This is a genomic window from Pseudalkalibacillus sp. Hm43, assembly GCF_054170705.1.
In genome coordinates, this window is the sequence record NZ_CM135129.1 from 1,754,889 (window position 1) to 1,771,453 (window position 16,565).

Consider the following 16,565-nt stretch of genomic DNA (forward strand, 5'->3'; position numbering starts at 1 on the left):
ACGAAAAAAGAGCCCCACTAATCAGTGGGACTCTTCCTCATTTATGCCAACTTATAAACGCGTGCTTCATACGGTTTCAACGTCAACCCTTCGAGTGAATGATCGCGTACATCATAGTTGGAGATCAACAGCTCAGGACGACTGCCGTCAAGACCAGCTGGAAGCTTGAAGACAGGCTTCTCTCCACTGAAGTTCGTAATGACGAGCAGCTTCTCATCACCTAACGTTCTTGTATACGCGTAAATTTGCTCATCGTCTTCGAGAATCAAGTCGTAATCGCCATGAACGACGATTTCGTGCTGTTTTCTCAACTGGATAAGACGCTTGTAGTACGAGTAAACGGAGTTTGGATCGTTCACTTGCTGTTCCGCATTGATGTCTTTGTAATTCGGATTCACCTTGATCCACGGTTCAGCATCACTGAAGCCAGCGTTCGTGCCACTGTTCCAATGCATCGGCGTACGCGCATTGTCTCGACCTTTCGCACGGATTGCATCCATGATCATTTCCGGATCCTCGCTTCCGTTCTCGACGACATCACGGTAGAAGTTATGGATCTCAACATCCTTATAATCTTCTAAACGCTCGAATGCGACGTTCGTCATGCCAAGCTCTTGCCCTTGATAAACATAAGGCGTTCCTTGCATCATATGAAGCCAGGTCGCAAGCATCTTCGCAGACACCTCATGGTATTTTCCGTCATCGGCAAAACGGGAAACCGACCGTGGTTGATCGTGATTTTCCAAGTAAAGGCTGTTCCAACCTTTCCCTTCCTGCATAGAGACCTGCCACTTCGTCATGATCTTCTTCAGATCCGTCAGTTTCCAGTCCGGATTGATTTTCCACTTTCCGAGGTGGCTTCCAGGCGTACTGTCGACGTCCATGTGTTCGAATTGGAACAGCATGCTGCAGATCCCATCTTCTTCATTTGTAAAACGAACGCCGTCCTCTGGCGTGACCATCGGTGTTTCGCCGACCGTCATCACATCGTAGTGATCCAGCACTTTCTCGTTCATCTCTTTCATGAACTCCATGAAGCGTGGACCGTTCACAAAGTGCTCTCCACCCCACTGGTACTTGCTGTCTGTTGTCACTTCTGCATCCGGGAGACCTGGCGTTTTCGAAATGACGTTGATGACGTCCATGCGGAAGCCGTCAATTCCTTTATCGAGCCAGAATTTCATCAGATCATACACTTCTTCACGGAGCTTCGGGTTCTCCCAGTTGAGATCCGGCTGCTTTTTCGTGAAAAGGTGCAAGTAATATTCTTCCGTTGCCTCATCATACTGCCATGCGGAACCACTGAAGAACGACACCCAGTTGTTCGGTTCAGCCCCATCTTTTCCAGGATCCCAAATATAGTAATCACGATATGGATTATCCTTCGATTTTCTCGATTCTGCGAACCAGGCGTGCTCATCAGACGAGTGGTTGACCACCAAGTCCATCACGAGCTTCAAGCCGCGATTGTGCATCTCTTCCAACAAGCGATCCCAATCTTCCATTGTCCCGAATTCGTCCATGATCGCCCGGTAATTGGAAATGTCATAGCCATTATCGTCATTTGGAGATTCATAGACTGGAGATAACCAGACGACGTCGACACCCAGGTCCTTCAGGTAATCCAATTTTTCAATGATGCCATTCAAGTCTCCGATTCCGTCATTGTTGCTGTCGTTGAAGCTACGAGGATAGATTTGATAAACGACACTTTCTTTCCACCATTGTTTCGCCATAATTGCCTCCTAAGTTGTAAACTGATCCCTATTCTTTCACTGCTCCTGATGTTAGTCCGGATACGATTCGTCGTTGGAACAAGAGTACCATGATGACAAGTGGTACCGTCACGACGACGGTTGCAGCTGAAATTTCGCCCCAAGGAATCGTGAACTGTCCCTGGAACATCGCGATTCCGACTGGTACCGTCTTATACGCTTCCTCCGTATTCAACACGAGCGCGAACAGGAACTCGTTCCATGCTGCAATGAATACAAGAATTGCTGTTGTAAAAATACCAGGCACCGCAAGTGGAAGGATGACCCTCCAATACGTCTGCATGATGCTTGCCCCATCGATTTTCGCGGCTTCCTCCAAATCGAATGGGATCTTCCGGAAGAACGTCACCAAAATCCAGATCGATAGCGGCAAGGTGATTGTTGTATAAGGAATGATCAGCCCAATATAACTATTGGTCAGACCGAGATTTTTCAAAATGATATAGATCGGTGAAATCGTCGCCACTTGCGGGAACATCGACACGGACAGAACAAGTCCGAGGATGATCGTTTTCCCTTTGAATTGCATACGCGCAATGGCGTAAGCTGCGAACGATGCGATGAACACCGTGTAGATCGTCGTCACACCCGAGACGATCAAACTGTTTTTCAAATAAACCAAGAACGGATGGTTCACGAATACCGATTCATAGTTTTTGAACGTCGGATCTGAAGTATAGGGAATGAATGCTTTCTCACCGAATAATTCAGATACCGGCTTGAACGAACTGATCAAAATCCATAAGAATGGAAACATGACAAGGAAAATAAACACGAATAAACCTATATAGAATAATGGTCCAGCTTTCTTCTGCATTCAACTCACCCTTTCCCTTCCATTATTTCTTATCATCCAACAGGTCTCTGCCGAGTAATGAAATGTAGATGATCGAGATGATCGCCACACAAATGAACACGACTACAGATAATGCGGAACCTTCACCGAAGTTCGATTGCGCAATCATGACCTTGTAGGCGAGGAGGGATATGGTTTCCGTTGAATTCGCTGGTCCTCCACCCGTCAATACGAAAATCAGGTCGAATACACGGAATGCATCCAACGTACGGAATAGCAATGCGACGAGAATGCTCGTTTTCAACAATGGCAGTGTGATGGTGAAAAATTGCTTCAACTTGCCAGCTCCATCGATGGCTGCAGCTTCATACAAGCTGCGCGGGATCGTCTGAAGACCTGCCAAAAGCAACAACGCCATGTACGGAGTCGTTTTCCATACGTCTGCAAAAATGACCGAGAACATCGCACCGGTATCGTTTGTGAGCAAGGTCGCCATCCGATTGATAAGCCCAACCTCTTCAAATACTTTTGCAACGATTCCGTTCTGACCATCATATAGGAACTTCCACATCAACGCGGCTACAACGGTCGGAATTGCCCAAGGTATTAGGATCGAGGCACGGACCAATCCTCTTCCGAAGAAAGCTTTGTTGATCAACAATGCAATCAAGAGACCGAGGACTAATTCAAAAGCGACCGAAACGACTGTAAAAACAACGGTGTTCCAGATCGACATCCACATCCGTTTGTCGGTCAGGTTTTTCGCGTAATGGTCAAAGCCGATGAAGTTCGGCTTGATGACGGTCTCTGCAAGTGCGGAACTCAGTCCTTTTACACCGTTTGCGTCTTCCAAGTTTTCAAGTGCCTTCAGTTCCTTTTCAACAGAACTTAATTTCCCCTGGATTTTTTGAGCTCGTTCTTGATCAACTTCAATCATCCGTTCTTTCGCACCGATTTTTTCGAAGTTCATGAGCTTCTCATCAATGACTTCATATCGTTCAGCAATTTTCTCATCTTCTAAAAGGGTACTGTTCAGTTGATTAAGATCTTCTTTTACCGAAGTCAATGTTTCTTCATTCGGTCCTTCAGCATTTCTCAATTCTTTATCGATTGCACCTTGCAAGAAAGGATAGTTATCCAAATACCGCTTCAAATCCAGCTGATAATCAGTATGTACCTCTGATTTCGTCGGATTGTTGAGCCTGAGGTCGAACATTGAAAAATAAAACGATTGAATGACCGGCCAAATGGCAATGACAAGTATCAAAAGTAAAGAAGGTGCAATGAGTAAATAGGCGATGGATTTTTCCGAAAGTTTTCTTTTTTTCTTAGGCTTTGATGTGTTTTCGCTCAACCGTTCTTCACACCTTTCAAAGATAGAGGCTGACCTGAAAAGCATTCAGTCAGCCTCATATGATTTTCGTTATTGCATTGCTTCTTCGATTTTGGTCTGCATGTTCTTGGCTGCTTCTTCAGCTGTCACCTTACCTGTGATCGCTTTAGAGATTTCAATCTGGATGATCTCAGAGATTTCAGGATAGTTCGGTACGACTGGTCTAGATACAGCACTGTCGAGCGCATTGACGAAACCTTCTTCTTTAAAGAACGGGTTCGCTTCTAAGATTTCCTCATCTTCAAAAAGGGATGGAAGGGTTGGTGCAAGTCCACCATGAATCGCAGAAATCTTCTGCCCTTCAGGTCCAGTCATGAACTTCAAGAACTCCCAAGCTTCCTTCGGATGCTCAGAGTATGCATTGATTGCACTCATCCAACCGCCTAAGGCTGCAGCAGAACCTGCATTACCTTCTGGTAGTGGTGCTACGCCTACATTACCAACGATTTCAGATTGCTCTTTGTCATTTGCCAACGCATATTGATATGGCCAGTTACGGATGAACGGGGATTCTCCTTCAATGAAAGAAGTATGAGATTCAGGCTCAGTGAATGTTGTGATGTTTTCTGGAACAAAGTCAGCATTCGCTACCTCAACCATTTTCTTGATACCTTGGATTGCATCTTCACTATTGACTACGACTTCTCCATTTTCGTCAACGATCTGTCCACCGTAGGAAGCGATATACTCAACAGCGTTCGTTACAAGACCTTCATATTGCTTCGCTTGCATCAAGTAGCCGAACTTCGTGTCTTTCTCACCTTGAAGTTCTCCTGCTTTCGTCAGCAACTCGTCCCACGTTTTCGGTACACTTCCTTCTTCCACGATATCAGTACGGTAAAACAACATTCCAGCATCGATGAATTTCGGCATAGCCCATTGCTTACCGTTGAAGTTAGCTGCGCTTAAAGCACCTTCGTTGTATTCACTCAATTCGATGCCATCTTTTTGGATGAAACGATCGAGCGCCATGACGTAACCCGCTTGTGCGAATTCTGCCGGCCAAACAACATCAAGGTCCATCACGTCAATTTCACTTGATTTTCCGTTTAGAGAAGTTACATATGCATCATGCTGTGCACCGGAATCAGAAGGCATTTCACGGTATTCAACGTTGATGTTCGGGTGTTTTTCCTCAAAAGCTTCAATAATCTTGTCTGTCGCTTTTGTCGCATCCATTCCTCTTGCATAGACGATTGTCACTTGTTCTTCAGAGTCGTTGTTTTCATCTTCGTTTCCACCTTCGCCACTTTCACTATCAGAACTACAAGCTGCTAGCACAAGGACGAAAACGAGCATTAATGAAAATAGGCTTGTCCATTTTACTTTACGCATCAATAAATCCTCCCTGAATTCTTGTTTTTGGAATCGATTCCATAATCGTGTAAAAAGAAACTTGGTTATACCAAGGTTCTACTAAACTGTTCAACTGGTTTTCTATCAAGTCGTTTCTCGGATGATCAGTTCGAAAGGTAATTCCACACGTCGTGCATCACCCATCTTCTTGGATTTGATTTGTTGGATCATGAGTTCCATCGCGGTCTTTCCGAGCCTGTCGATCGGTTGCTTCACCGTCGTCAGTCCCATCAGCTCCGCAATCGGTTGATCATCAAATCCGATGACGGCCAAATCTTCTGGGACCCGGTAACCGTTCTTCCTCGCCTCATGAATGAGTCCTGCTGCGACTTCATCACTTCCGGTGAAGATGGCGGTTGGTCGGTCCTTCTGGTGATGGATGCGATAAAAGAGCCTTTTACCGCCTTCAACTGTAAACTGGTCTGAAAACATCCACTCCGGTCTGATCTTCAAATCAGCCTGTTGCATCGCCTTTATGTATCCTTCTTGGCGGTCTTTGGAAACCCTGCTGATGCCAGGCTCCGAACTGCAATAGACGATTGCTTCATGTCCTCGATCGATCAAGTGCTTCGTCCCGATGTACCCGCCCATGACTTGGTCAAGATGAGCAATAGGAACTCTAGCGGAGTAATCGTAATCATTGCAAAGGACGATGGGACCATATAATAAGTAAGGCTCGATCTCAGACCATGGGTTTTCCATTGAAGTAAGAATCAAACCATCAATCTGTTTACCTTTTAAAATTTGCAGGTAATTCAATTCTTGTTGCTTGTTGTATCTGGTTTGACAAAGTAATAATTGAAAGCCTTCTTCCACTGCAACCTCTTCCATCGTTTCAACCAATTGGCTGAAAAATGGATTGGTCAGTCGCGGTACATAAACTGCAATCGTTTCCGTACTCTGTTTCCTCAATTTCTGAGCGTTCGAGTTCGGAACATACTTCAACTCAAGCATCGCCTGTTCGACGAGTTTTTTCTTATCCTCGCTCACATAGGGATGTTGGTTGATGACTCTCGATACAGTCGTACGTGAAAGCCCAGCGCGCTTCGCTACATCTGATATCGTTGCCATTTGGATATCCTACGTATAGGATGCGCCTCCCTTCAAATGGAATCGATTTCATAGAAACTATGAAATCGTTTTCATAGTCCGATTATAGTGAATCTAGTAAGCGATGACAACCCAAATCTACAAATTTCTTATAAAGTTTTCTGATAATTCGAAAGGAGTCGTACCAGGTACCAATCCGTAACCGTTGATACATAAGAGGTTATGATCGGTACCTGGCACCGTTCTCAAACCGTTGATACATTTGGATTCAAAAAAAGTGCCAGGCACCAGGACCTGACACTTGATCTACTATTCTACTTTCTTTCCGACGAGTGGTGAGATCTCCCCTTCATGGAGGATCCAGAGCTGGTGCAGTGCGCGGGTACATCCGACATACATCAGCTTCGCATCAAAATCATTCAGCGGATAATGCTGAGCGTCCGCATCCATCATTATGACTGCATCGAATTCGAGTCCCTTCGTCATGTACACGGGCATGATTGATATCCCGCCTCGGTACTCGGTTTGATCCGCAGTGATGAGCGTAGCTTCCACGCCTGCATCAGTCAGACTTTCATACAAGTCTGCGCAGGATTTTGCCGTCCTTCCTACTAATGCGATGCTTTGGAAATCGGCTTTTTCAATCTCCTTCAACAGACGGATCACTTCTGACGTCCGTTCTCCACTCTTGATCCGGACTTCTTTCACCGGCTCTCCACTTCGGAAAACCGGTTTTGCCAATCCGGCTGTATGTTTCATATTTTCTAACATTCGGTTTGCATATTCGATGATTTCATAGGTGGAGCGATAACTTCTTTCCAGTTGAACGTATTTGCTCGGTCTTTCGTCAAACACATCCATGAATTCCTCCCACCGGTCAATTCCTTTATACGCATGAATGCCTTGCGAGATATCTCCTAGAATGGTGAATGAATCTTCCATCGCAATAGACTTCAACACTTCTATATGGAAAGGTGACACATCTTGCGCTTCATCAATCACCACGTGCTGATACGTAAACTGTTTCTCTTTACCGACAAGCTTCTGGTGGATCCACAGTATTGCAGGAAGATCTTCCGCAGTGACTTCTTTCTTTCCTAACCGCTTTCTCGTCTCTGCCACCACTTCATCCGGCAGGTATGTTTGAACCGGCTGTGCATACTCAGGCGCGTTCGTCTTTTTGAATAATTCCTTGTAAAAAGAGAACGCATCATAGTCCGGCCATGCCTTCATATATGTTCTTAATTTCTGATTGGCTGTTTTCTTCCGTTCTTTCCGCTCATGCGGCATTTGGTTTTCGACCTGTTGCTCGATCCAGGATTTCATCCGTTTCATGATTCGGTTACGTCGCACGCTCACCGCAAACAGCTGCTGCTCTTCATACCATTTCCTAATGATCTCACCTGTCAGCCTACAACCTTCCCATAAAACGAGATCGCCGTCTGGCACGAGGTTCTTCTCATACTTCAAAAAGACGTCTTCTGTCGCCTGTAGATACTTAAGAGAACCTTTCAACTTGCCGGGCTCCATCCCATTCTCTACAATGGTTCCTTTTTCAAAATAAGATTCCAAATGACTACTGTCGTCTATGACCTTGAACGTTCCACCGAGAATCTCTTTCGCCCATTCAGCGAATGTTGTTTGCTGGATGCCACCTACCCCTAGCTCCGGTAATACATTTGAAATGTAATCCAAGAACATCCGGTTTGGTGCAAAAATGATCATCTGACCTGCGCTGAGCGTATCCCTGTAATGGTATAGAAGATACGCAAGCCGATGCAACGCAACCGTCGTCTTTCCAGAACCTGCGACTCCTTGGATGATCAACGGCTGATTTTTTTCCGCTCGGATAATGTGGTTCTGCTCTGACTGAATCGTTGAAACGATATCGCGGAGCCGATTATCTTTCCGGTCCCCTAACCGGTATAGCAGGAATTCATCCGTACCACCCGTTTCATGGCTACCTTTCACATATGTATCGACCACTCGCTGCAATTTCCGGTTGCGTATGACGACATTCCGTTTCAGATGGATGTCCCCTTCAACCGTTCCCTCAGGCGAAGTGTAATAGATGTCTTCTTCTCCGCCGCTGAACGAGTAGAAAAGACTTGCAACTGGTGCCCTCCAATCAATGACAAGCAAGTCGTTCGTCGCTTCTCTAGAGACCCCGACTTTTCCGATACACAGCTCATCAGGGACCGATTTTCCTTCTTCGTGAAAATCGAGCCGACCGAAATACGGCTCTTCCTTCGCAATCCTCAGGTTTTGCCTCGTTTGCTCGCGGCTGTCATCAATCGCCTGTTCCGTAATATCCTCACCGTAATAGCGTCCGATTTTTTCCAACCGTGATAATTGATCTTCAATCTCTGCAGCGATTTGATCGAGTTGCTGCTTCTCCACTTCAAAGGCACTTTGAATCTTCTTACTCATATTCAGTTACCTCCTCTTTTAGATTTGTCCTGTAAAAAAGAGACAGAGTACAGATTTTACCAGATTTCTGAATCTAGAACAATCGCTTTTTGTCGGTCTTTAATAAAAAACAAAGGACACCTATGTGCCCTTTGTTTACGGTTGGACGTAAAGCTCTGCTTCCATTCTCTCGCTCACTTGATGTAGCGCTTCGAGCGATGAAACATCTCCGTCCAGCAACGGAATATAGATTTTTTCTTGTGCAAACGTTCGATTGATCCACTCGAGGTACTCTTTTTCCTGCTCCATCCGCTTTTGGAAAAACGAGCTCGTTTCCTCTTTTGGCAAAAGCTTGTTCACGACTAGCGTCCGAACATCGATCTCATGCTTCTTCAAAGTTTGGACGGCTTTTTCAGTCTCGACAATCGGAAGGCGCTCCGGATTCAGTACGAAGACATATTCCGTCTGCCGCTCATCCAGCAACACCTCACGGACTGCAGAGAACCGCTCCTTCCTTTTATGGAGGATGTCGTAAATCGGGTCCTCAATAGGTTCGCCGTCCTCCATCCAGGCAGAGTAGTTTTCGTTCATGCTCTGTCTTCGCTTCAACATGCCGTCGATCCAAGCGCCCATCAATTCCGGTAACGTCAGTAAACGAATGGTATGACCTGTCGGCGCTGTATCAAACACAATCGTATCGAACGCCGCTTTTTCATCAAGGATGATAGAGACAAGACGGTCGAATAACGCCGCTTCATCTGCACCAGGCGAGCCAGCCGCCAGGTCGATCTGTCTATGGACCTCTTCCACCATTTTCGATTTGACAAGCCCTTTCAAATTTTTCTTTACTCCATCTAAATATCGCTTCGTTTCTTCATCCGGATCGATTTCAATCGCCCATAGATTATCCGTCAAGGATTGCGGCTTCCCGGATAATGGCTTTTGAAAAATATCCCCGACATTATGCGCCGGATCCGTGGAGACCAGCAATGTCCGGTTTCCCTGTTTCGCAAGAGTCAGAGCGAATGCTGAAGCAGAGGTCGATTTACCGACGCCACCTTTTCCTCCGAAGAACACGATCTTTTTATTCAGTATCTTTTTCAATGGACCACACTACCCTTCTGTTCAGCAACAACGTATGCCTTCTAATGGTGATTTTTCCATCCCCATCCGCAAGTGCCACTCATGAAATCTTTCAATGATGACAGGATAGATTTCAAGCGTGTAATAGGAAACGGGATTCGGTATCCCTAACAGCTCTGATACGCATAACAGCAGGAATAGATCATCCTCGTCCCTCAGTTCTCTTTTGATTTCGGTTTTATGTGGATGGCTTAAGATCTCATCGTACATTTCAATCAACTTTTTGATCGACCACTTCATATCTGTCATTTTCCAACACCCAATTCTTGATGTATATTCTCCACAAGCGTTTCAATTGATTGAGAAGCCTGATTCATCCAATGTCCATTCAGAAACACAGCACCTCTCCGTGAACCCCAGAACGTATTCTTGATCATTGCGGTGAATCCGATCTGTCTTCTCTTCAACTGCCGGAACATATAATCCATGATGGAAATTGTATTGCGGGGGTCTACATAAATGACGTCGAGACGGTCCCCGAACCGCTCTACGATTTCCTGATACACCTTGCCGGTTTCTCTCATTTCATGAATGTCTTCTTCGAACTGATCGCTCATACTGATGAACCCGTCACCAGAAACACCGCCGCATCAGCCTCCACCGACCTCCGGCCAAACACGGATAATCAACAGCTCGTCCTTCATGAATCGTCCCTCCTTTATTGGTAAAAAAAGAAGGTCGGTATCCCGACCTTCTTTAATTGTTATGCGGACTTATCAATGTCAGAAGGTGTCCCTTTCTTGGAGAGGATGGTCATAGCCTCAAGTATGATCCAGAGCGCAAAGCCAAGGATGGCTGCTCCGAAAACGAACAACAACATGTTGGCATCTGAATCCCCAAGACCTGACCATTCGAATACGACCTGCTTCAACATCGCCCATACCGTCATGATGATGAGGAAGAGCATCGGAATGAACGTCGGCATAAAGTTTCTTCCTTGTTGCTTCAACCAGATCGAAATGAGTAATAAGCTGATTCCGGCTAATAGTTGGTTGGACGTACCAAACAACGGCCAGAGCAAATATCCACCGGAGCCGAAGCCATTCGGTCCTTCTGGAATAAGAACCAATGCAGCACTTGTACCAACAGCAATCGTCGTTGCGACGTGCGCTTTCGTAAGGGCAGGCACATTGTATTCCGTACCAAGTTCCGAAATGATGTAACGCATCAAACGAACGGATGTATCAAGTGAAGTCGCTGCAAAACTGATGACGATGACCGCTACGATCGTCGCACCGATATCCACCGGTATTCCGATTCCTGCCGCAAGCTGTCCAGCACCGTTGATGAAGTTCCCTAATCCGCCACTGCTTGCTGCAGCAAAACTGCTGTAAGCAGCGGTGAAATCTGCACCTGTTGCAAATAAGGTCGTTACTGCAATGATGGCAAGTAGTGCAAGCATCCCTTCACCGACTGCACCAGCATAACCGACAAAGCGGGCGTCCGTTTCCTTGTCCAATTGCTTCGAAGACGTACCCGAGGATACGAGTCCGTGGAAGCCTGAAATCGCACCACAAGCAATCGTAATGAACAACAGCGGGAAGATAGACATTTCAGCATTCGGATTCGTCGCAGGTGCTGTAATGGTCGGATGTGCAATCAAAACACCAGAGTATAGCATCAACAGTCCGATGACCAATTGGTGTGAGTTGATATAATCACGCGGCTGTAGCAGCTTCCAGACTGGTAAAGTCGAAGCGATATACACGTATACCATCAAGACGATGATCCAGACGAAGAACGCCATAGACACGCCATTCAATCCGAACATGACGGTCGTCTCTTCTCCACCGAACCATTTGACCAGGTCTACCTGGAGGGCAGGCACTTTAGAAGCAAGAACGGCAGCTCCATACATGAATGCCAGTGCAATGATTGAAGGCAACAGCATGCTGCCTTTCTTTTTGTATACAGAATACCCGATCCAGATCGCTAATGGGATTTGGATGAAGATCGATAATACCGAAGCCGGGAATTTAACAAATAGGTTTGCAATTGCCCAAGCAAAGACTGCGTTTACCATCAATACAAGAATAAGAATGATGAATAAGAACAATACTTTCGCACGTTTACCAATGAGCTTGCTCGCAATCGTTCCAACAGATTGTCCTTTGTTACGGACGGATAATACAAGTGTTCCAAAGTCATGGACACCAGCTGCAAAAACCGTTCCGAGGATGACCCAAAGGACCGCAGGCAGCCAACCCCAATAGACTGCAATTGCCGGACCGATGATTGGTGCAGCACCCGCTACAGAACTATAGTGATGTCCCCAAAGGACGAACCGGTTCGTCGGAACAAAATCGACACCGTCCTTATATTTGTGAGCCGGTGTCACATAATTCGGATCCAGTTTAAAGATTCGATCTGCAATATACTTCGAATAAAACCGATAACCTAACAAAAAGATTGATATTCCAACTAAAGCCAACACTAAACTATTCATTTCGCCTACCCCTCTCTTTCACTATTCAACATCCATAGTACGGAATCCGAAATATACTGTCAAGAAAATTCAGAATGTTAAAATGTTTGAAAATAATGTTAAACAAACAATTGATAAAAGGCGTACACTATAAGTAGGAAAAAAACTGATGGAGGTAATCATGATTTCACGAGCCATTATCATGAAGGATCGGAAAATACTTATGGTTAAGCAGCATGTAAAGCGAGGCGCAATCGTTTGGAATTTCCCCGGAGGCGGGGTTGAACAAGATGAAACCCCGGAAGAAGCATGTATTCGGGAAGTGAAGGAAGAGACGGGATACGACATCCGGATCACTTCCCTGTTTTCAAAATTCAAAGGTAAATTCACGTATTTAGCCGAGGTGATCGGCGGCGAGATGCATTTGGATCAAACCAATCCTGACAATGAAGATCTCCTCGATCTACGATGGATTTCACTAGATGATCTGGAAAAGTTCGATACGTATACACTGCCATTCGTCAAGAAATTATTAGATCAGGGTTCTAATGGAGAGGGTTAGGGTTCTGGATCATTTGAAATCTCCCGAATCACTATGTGGGCGTATCTGATAGGATGATATCGCTAAAATCTCAATGTCACCTATCCAGATGACGCATACAAATTTTCAAAGTAGAAAAAGGCTGGCCTGAAATGGCCAGCCTTCATCACTTATTATGGTAGTGCAACTGTTTTTGTTTCAGTAGTCGCTTCTTCCTCTACTTTAACTTCAGTTGTTTCTTCTACATCTGTTTCAACTTCTGTAGATTCTTCTTCATTGACTGTTTCTTCTGTCTCAGTGCTTTCTTCCGTTTCAGGAGCCACAGACAATTGGACAGCAGAGTTTTCTGCTGCATTAGCTTTTGCAATGTCGTTTGCGTTATATGCTTCAGAGTTCATCTTGTTTTCTTCAGAAGACTCGACTGTTGTTTCTTCTTCTGTGTCTTCATCAGTTTCTACGTCTTCTTCAGCATCTTCTTTTGTGTCTTCTTCAGTATCTGTGTCTTCTTCAGCATCTTCGTCTGTTTCTTCGTCTTCATCTTCTGTCTTAGCTTCTACGTCTGTTTCAACAGCTGGTTCTTCTGATTCAGCTGGTTCTTCAGCATCTGTTTCAGGTTCTACAGAAAGTTGAACTGCAGAGTTTTCTGCTGCATGTGCTTTTGCATTTTCACTTGCATGATAAGCTGCAGAATTTTTCTTGTTTTCTTCAGAAGGGTTTACTTTTTCCTCAGTAGCCTCATCTTTTTCAGTAGTATCTTCTTCTGCAACGTCAGTATCTTGCTCTTCTTCTACTGCATCTTCTGTAGCTTCAGTTGTCTCTTCATTTGATTCATCGGTTGCTTCTTCTTTAGTAGCACCTGTTTCTACGTTTTCTTCCGGAGTCACTGTTTCTTTCGGCTCTTCTTCCATTTCAGCTTTTGCTTTTACTGCAGAATTCTCTGACGCATGTTCCTTAGCCGTCTCACTCGCATTTACATGTCCTTGCGATTGTGCTTTATTCTCAGCAGATGGATGATCTTTCTTCTTCTTCATTTCTTTTTTCGTATCATCTTTTGCTTGGACTTCATCATGAGCTTGAACTTCTGCTTTCCCTTTACCTGCTGCTTCAGCTGAATCCATACCAAAGAATGCTCCTACTGAAAGTGCACCTGCTAATACAAAAGATTTCACTACCATTTTTCCGTTTACTCGTACCATCTAAATCTCTCCTTCTTCTCATTGATAATTATTTGTTGTTTACACAGCTTGAGAAAGAAGGTTTGATTTTGGTGGCGGTGAAGGAGGTGCATTGGTCCACTGATTGTGTGCCCTTCGATATTCCATTAAGAAGTCACCCTTAAGTGTGACCAACGGACCTTCCCTTTGTAAAAGTAAACCATATAAGGTAAAGCCACTTCCGGAACTTGTAGAATGACCATCTCCATTTCCTGTTGTTTTAGATAAATGTGTCATTGGATTCGACGGCATTACAACAGGTGCTTCTTTCCTTGGTTGATCCATTGGGAGAGGCGGTTCGTTTCCAGGTTCAGGTTGGTGGTTGCTGTTAACCTTTTGATCTAGTTGCCCTTCATTGCTTTTAGTCTCTACCTCACCTGAATCCTTGTTCTTTTTCTGAAGATGATTAGATGTTGAAGGTTTACTTTTCATTGGATCGTCATTACGCGCTTTATGTATTTTCGTGTCTTTATGGTCGGTCCCAACTTTTTCTTTTCTCTGATCTATACCTTTGTTTACCTTAGAAGAATCCTTTATTGCTCCAGGCTTTTTCGAAGGTCCAGTTGCTGGCTTTCCAGCAGATCTGTCCTTTTTATCAGATGGTTGACTTTGTTGGACATGATCAGGTCGCTTTTCACCTGCAACAGGATTTGCATTTTCATTAGTTCCCTTTGTATCAGTCTTTTTGGAAGGAGTATGATCTTTGGTTTTTGCCTCTGTAGATACCTTTTCTCCTTTTCCATTAGCAGCCTGTTCTTCTGCAGGTGGATGTTCAGGTTTTCCTTGATCAGCATGATCGTTCGCTAAAACTTCCGCCGGAACGAAAAGACATGCAGCCGTAACAACCCCTTTGACAAGCAGGGTTTTCATACGCACATACTTCACCCCCTTTCGTGTCTATTATAAAGTTCTACCTTTTCAGACAAATTCTGTCCGTTTAATCACTAAAAGTGCCAGGCACCTTTTAGAAAGTTGATGAATCAACGTTTCTGTGTGGTACCTGGCACTAACGTGAAGGTCTATTTATTTTACAGTATTGACCGCTTCATAAGCATTTACATAACCTGCGCCTACTTCGTGGAGCTCATAACCTGGCATTGCATCAGCAGTGTTGATCATCGTGTTCAAGATGTCATCTGGTGTCAATGCAGGGTTAGCTTCAAGCATCAATGCTGCTACACCGGAAATATGAGGTGTCGCCATGCTTGTACCACTTGCCGTCGTATAGAATGGCAGATGTTCAGGTGCAATGTAGTTGATGTCTTTCGTAGACCCTAGCGTGTTCATGACAAGACCTGTCGTAGACTTCGTTGCAACGATATCAACACCAGGTGCCGTGATGTCAGGGTGTACGAGATCATCCCCAGGAATACCTCGAGAAGAGAAGTCTGCGAGTTTCTTATCCTTCGTACCGGCTGCTACAGAAATAACCCATGGAGCAGCAGAATAAGGGTTCAATGTATCATTGTCTGGACCTTCATTCCCTGCTGCAAAGGAAACGAACATACCAGCGTCATGTGCTTTCTTACTTGCTACGTTGATTGGATCATTCGGTGAATATTCACCCGTTGTACCCCAGCTATTGCTGATGACATCGATTCCGTATTCTTCTTGATGTTCTAGTACATAATCAAAAGCCTCCAAAGCCCAAAGTACGCTGATTGCCTCACCAGTACCAAGTCCGACTAGCTTTGCATCAGGTGCTACACCTTTATACAAGCCGTCACTTGCCGTACCGAGTCCAGCAATCGTACCTGCTACGTGAGTACCATGACCAGAAGAAGTATCTGTGTTCAAGACGTTTTCTTGATAAAGTGCAGATCCACCAGAGAAGATGCTACCTGCGATGAATTTTACATTTTGTACGACCTTATCACCGAATGGAAGGTCTTGATGAGTCGCATCAATACCACTGTCGATTACCGCGACTGTCGTACCTTTCCCAGTGTATCCAAGATCGTTCCAAACTTTCTCAACACCGATCAATTGTCTTGAGTCACGAAGTTTATATTCCAATTGCTTATTGTAGAAAAGAGATGTTGCGTTGATCCCATTGGAAATAATGGACTCAACTTCCACTGCTGTCCCTTGAACAGCTACCATCGGAAGATTTTTGTAAGTCTTCGTCACTAACCCCAAGTCTTTTAAATCCTGCACTTGAGAGCTGGTCGGCATGGTCGGATACGTTACAACTGCCTCAACCGTAAACATGCTTCCTGCAGAATTCAGTACATTGGATAACGTTTCACCCACTTCGATGGATGAAGCTTTTGCTTGATTGTTGGATTGAGCTGCAAAAAACAACCCGACAACCATTGCCAAACTTAGGATAATTGAACTGAGTTTCTTCATTTTCTTCCTCCCCAAAATGTCTAAATTATCTTACATCTTAATTGTCTTGGAAAAGGAAGCTCTCTACAATCGAGCATTCGACATATATTTTAAGTAGGTACAAAACGCAGA

At 44.8% G+C, this 16,565-nt stretch carries 14 protein-coding genes; 1 reads left to right on the forward strand and 13 read right to left on the reverse strand.

Annotation, left to right across the window (positions count from 1 at the left end):
* Positions 1 to 41: 41 nt before the first annotated feature.
* The 10 genes from ACXQIQ_RS09335 to ACXQIQ_RS09380 all read right to left on the reverse strand — a co-directional run bounded on the left by ACXQIQ_RS09335 (position 42) and on the right by ACXQIQ_RS09380 (position 12,368).
* Positions 42 to 1,736 carry a glycoside hydrolase family 13 protein gene (locus ACXQIQ_RS09335; RefSeq protein WP_439299034.1) on the reverse strand — a complete coding sequence of 565 codons (1,695 nt, stop codon included), beginning with the start codon at positions 1,734 to 1,736 and terminating at the stop codon, positions 42 to 44.
* 28 nt (positions 1,737 to 1,764) lie between these two features.
* Positions 1,765 to 2,592: a carbohydrate ABC transporter permease gene (locus ACXQIQ_RS09340; RefSeq protein WP_226548365.1), complete on the reverse strand. Its 828-nt coding sequence runs from the start codon at positions 2,590 to 2,592 to the stop codon at positions 1,765 to 1,767.
* 22 nt (positions 2,593 to 2,614) lie between these two features.
* Positions 2,615 to 3,925, reverse strand: a complete 1,311-nt coding sequence (locus ACXQIQ_RS09345; RefSeq protein WP_439299033.1) for a carbohydrate ABC transporter permease — start codon at positions 3,923 to 3,925, stop codon at positions 2,615 to 2,617.
* Positions 3,926 to 3,994: 69 nt separating this feature from the next.
* Positions 3,995 to 5,299: an ABC transporter substrate-binding protein gene (locus tag ACXQIQ_RS09350; protein WP_439299032.1), complete on the reverse strand. Its 1,305-nt coding sequence runs from the start codon at positions 5,297 to 5,299 to the stop codon at positions 3,995 to 3,997.
* Positions 5,300 to 5,404: 105 nt separating this feature from the next.
* Positions 5,405 to 6,391, reverse strand: coding sequence for a LacI family DNA-binding transcriptional regulator (locus ACXQIQ_RS09355; protein WP_439299031.1), 987 nt, complete (start codon positions 6,389 to 6,391; stop codon positions 5,405 to 5,407).
* Between the two features lie 288 nt (positions 6,392 to 6,679).
* Positions 6,680 to 8,788, reverse strand: coding sequence for a HelD family protein (locus ACXQIQ_RS09360; protein ID WP_439301906.1), 2,109 nt, complete (start codon positions 8,786 to 8,788; stop codon positions 6,680 to 6,682).
* A 147-nt stretch (positions 8,789 to 8,935) separates the two neighbouring features.
* Positions 8,936 to 9,883, reverse strand: a complete 948-nt coding sequence (locus ACXQIQ_RS09365) for an ArsA family ATPase (protein WP_439299030.1) — start codon at positions 9,881 to 9,883, stop codon at positions 8,936 to 8,938.
* A 21-nt stretch (positions 9,884 to 9,904) separates the two neighbouring features.
* The gene (locus ACXQIQ_RS09370; protein ID WP_439299029.1) at positions 9,905 to 10,171 is read right to left on the reverse strand and encodes a cory-CC-star protein; all 267 of its coding nucleotides are present in this window, start codon (positions 10,169 to 10,171) and stop codon (positions 9,905 to 9,907) included.
* The gene (locus ACXQIQ_RS09375; RefSeq protein ID WP_439299028.1) at positions 10,168 to 10,479 is read right to left on the reverse strand and encodes a hypothetical protein; all 312 of its coding nucleotides are present in this window, start codon (positions 10,477 to 10,479) and stop codon (positions 10,168 to 10,170) included. Before ACXQIQ_RS09375 ends, ACXQIQ_RS09370 begins: the two co-directional genes overlap by 4 nt.
* Positions 10,480 to 10,625: 146 nt before the next feature.
* Positions 10,626 to 12,368 carry a carbon starvation CstA family protein gene (locus tag ACXQIQ_RS09380; protein WP_439299027.1) on the reverse strand — a complete coding sequence of 581 codons (1,743 nt, stop codon included), beginning with the start codon at positions 12,366 to 12,368 and terminating at the stop codon, positions 10,626 to 10,628.
* Between the two features lie 160 nt (positions 12,369 to 12,528).
* Between ACXQIQ_RS09380 and ACXQIQ_RS09385 the strand changes: the two genes are divergently transcribed.
* Positions 12,529 to 12,909 (forward strand): NUDIX hydrolase, encoded by a 381-nt coding sequence (locus ACXQIQ_RS09385; protein WP_439299026.1) that lies wholly within the window; start codon positions 12,529 to 12,531, stop codon positions 12,907 to 12,909.
* A gap of 152 nt (positions 12,910 to 13,061) precedes the next feature.
* Here ACXQIQ_RS09385 and ACXQIQ_RS09390 read toward each other — a convergent pair whose 3' ends face one another.
* The 3 genes from ACXQIQ_RS09390 to ACXQIQ_RS09400 all read right to left on the reverse strand — a co-directional run bounded on the left by ACXQIQ_RS09390 (position 13,062) and on the right by ACXQIQ_RS09400 (position 16,454).
* Complete coding sequence (locus ACXQIQ_RS09390; protein ID WP_439299025.1) at positions 13,062 to 14,084, reverse strand: hypothetical protein; 1,023 nt, start codon at positions 14,082 to 14,084, stop codon at positions 13,062 to 13,064.
* A 39-nt stretch (positions 14,085 to 14,123) separates the two neighbouring features.
* Positions 14,124 to 14,978 (reverse strand): hypothetical protein, encoded by an 855-nt coding sequence (locus tag ACXQIQ_RS09395; RefSeq protein ID WP_439299024.1) that lies wholly within the window; start codon positions 14,976 to 14,978, stop codon positions 14,124 to 14,126.
* Positions 14,979 to 15,125: 147 nt separating this feature from the next.
* Entirely contained in the window at positions 15,126 to 16,454 is a 1,329-nt protein-coding gene (locus ACXQIQ_RS09400; RefSeq protein WP_439299023.1) for a S8 family serine peptidase, read from the reverse strand.
* Positions 16,455 to 16,565 lie beyond the last annotated feature (111 nt).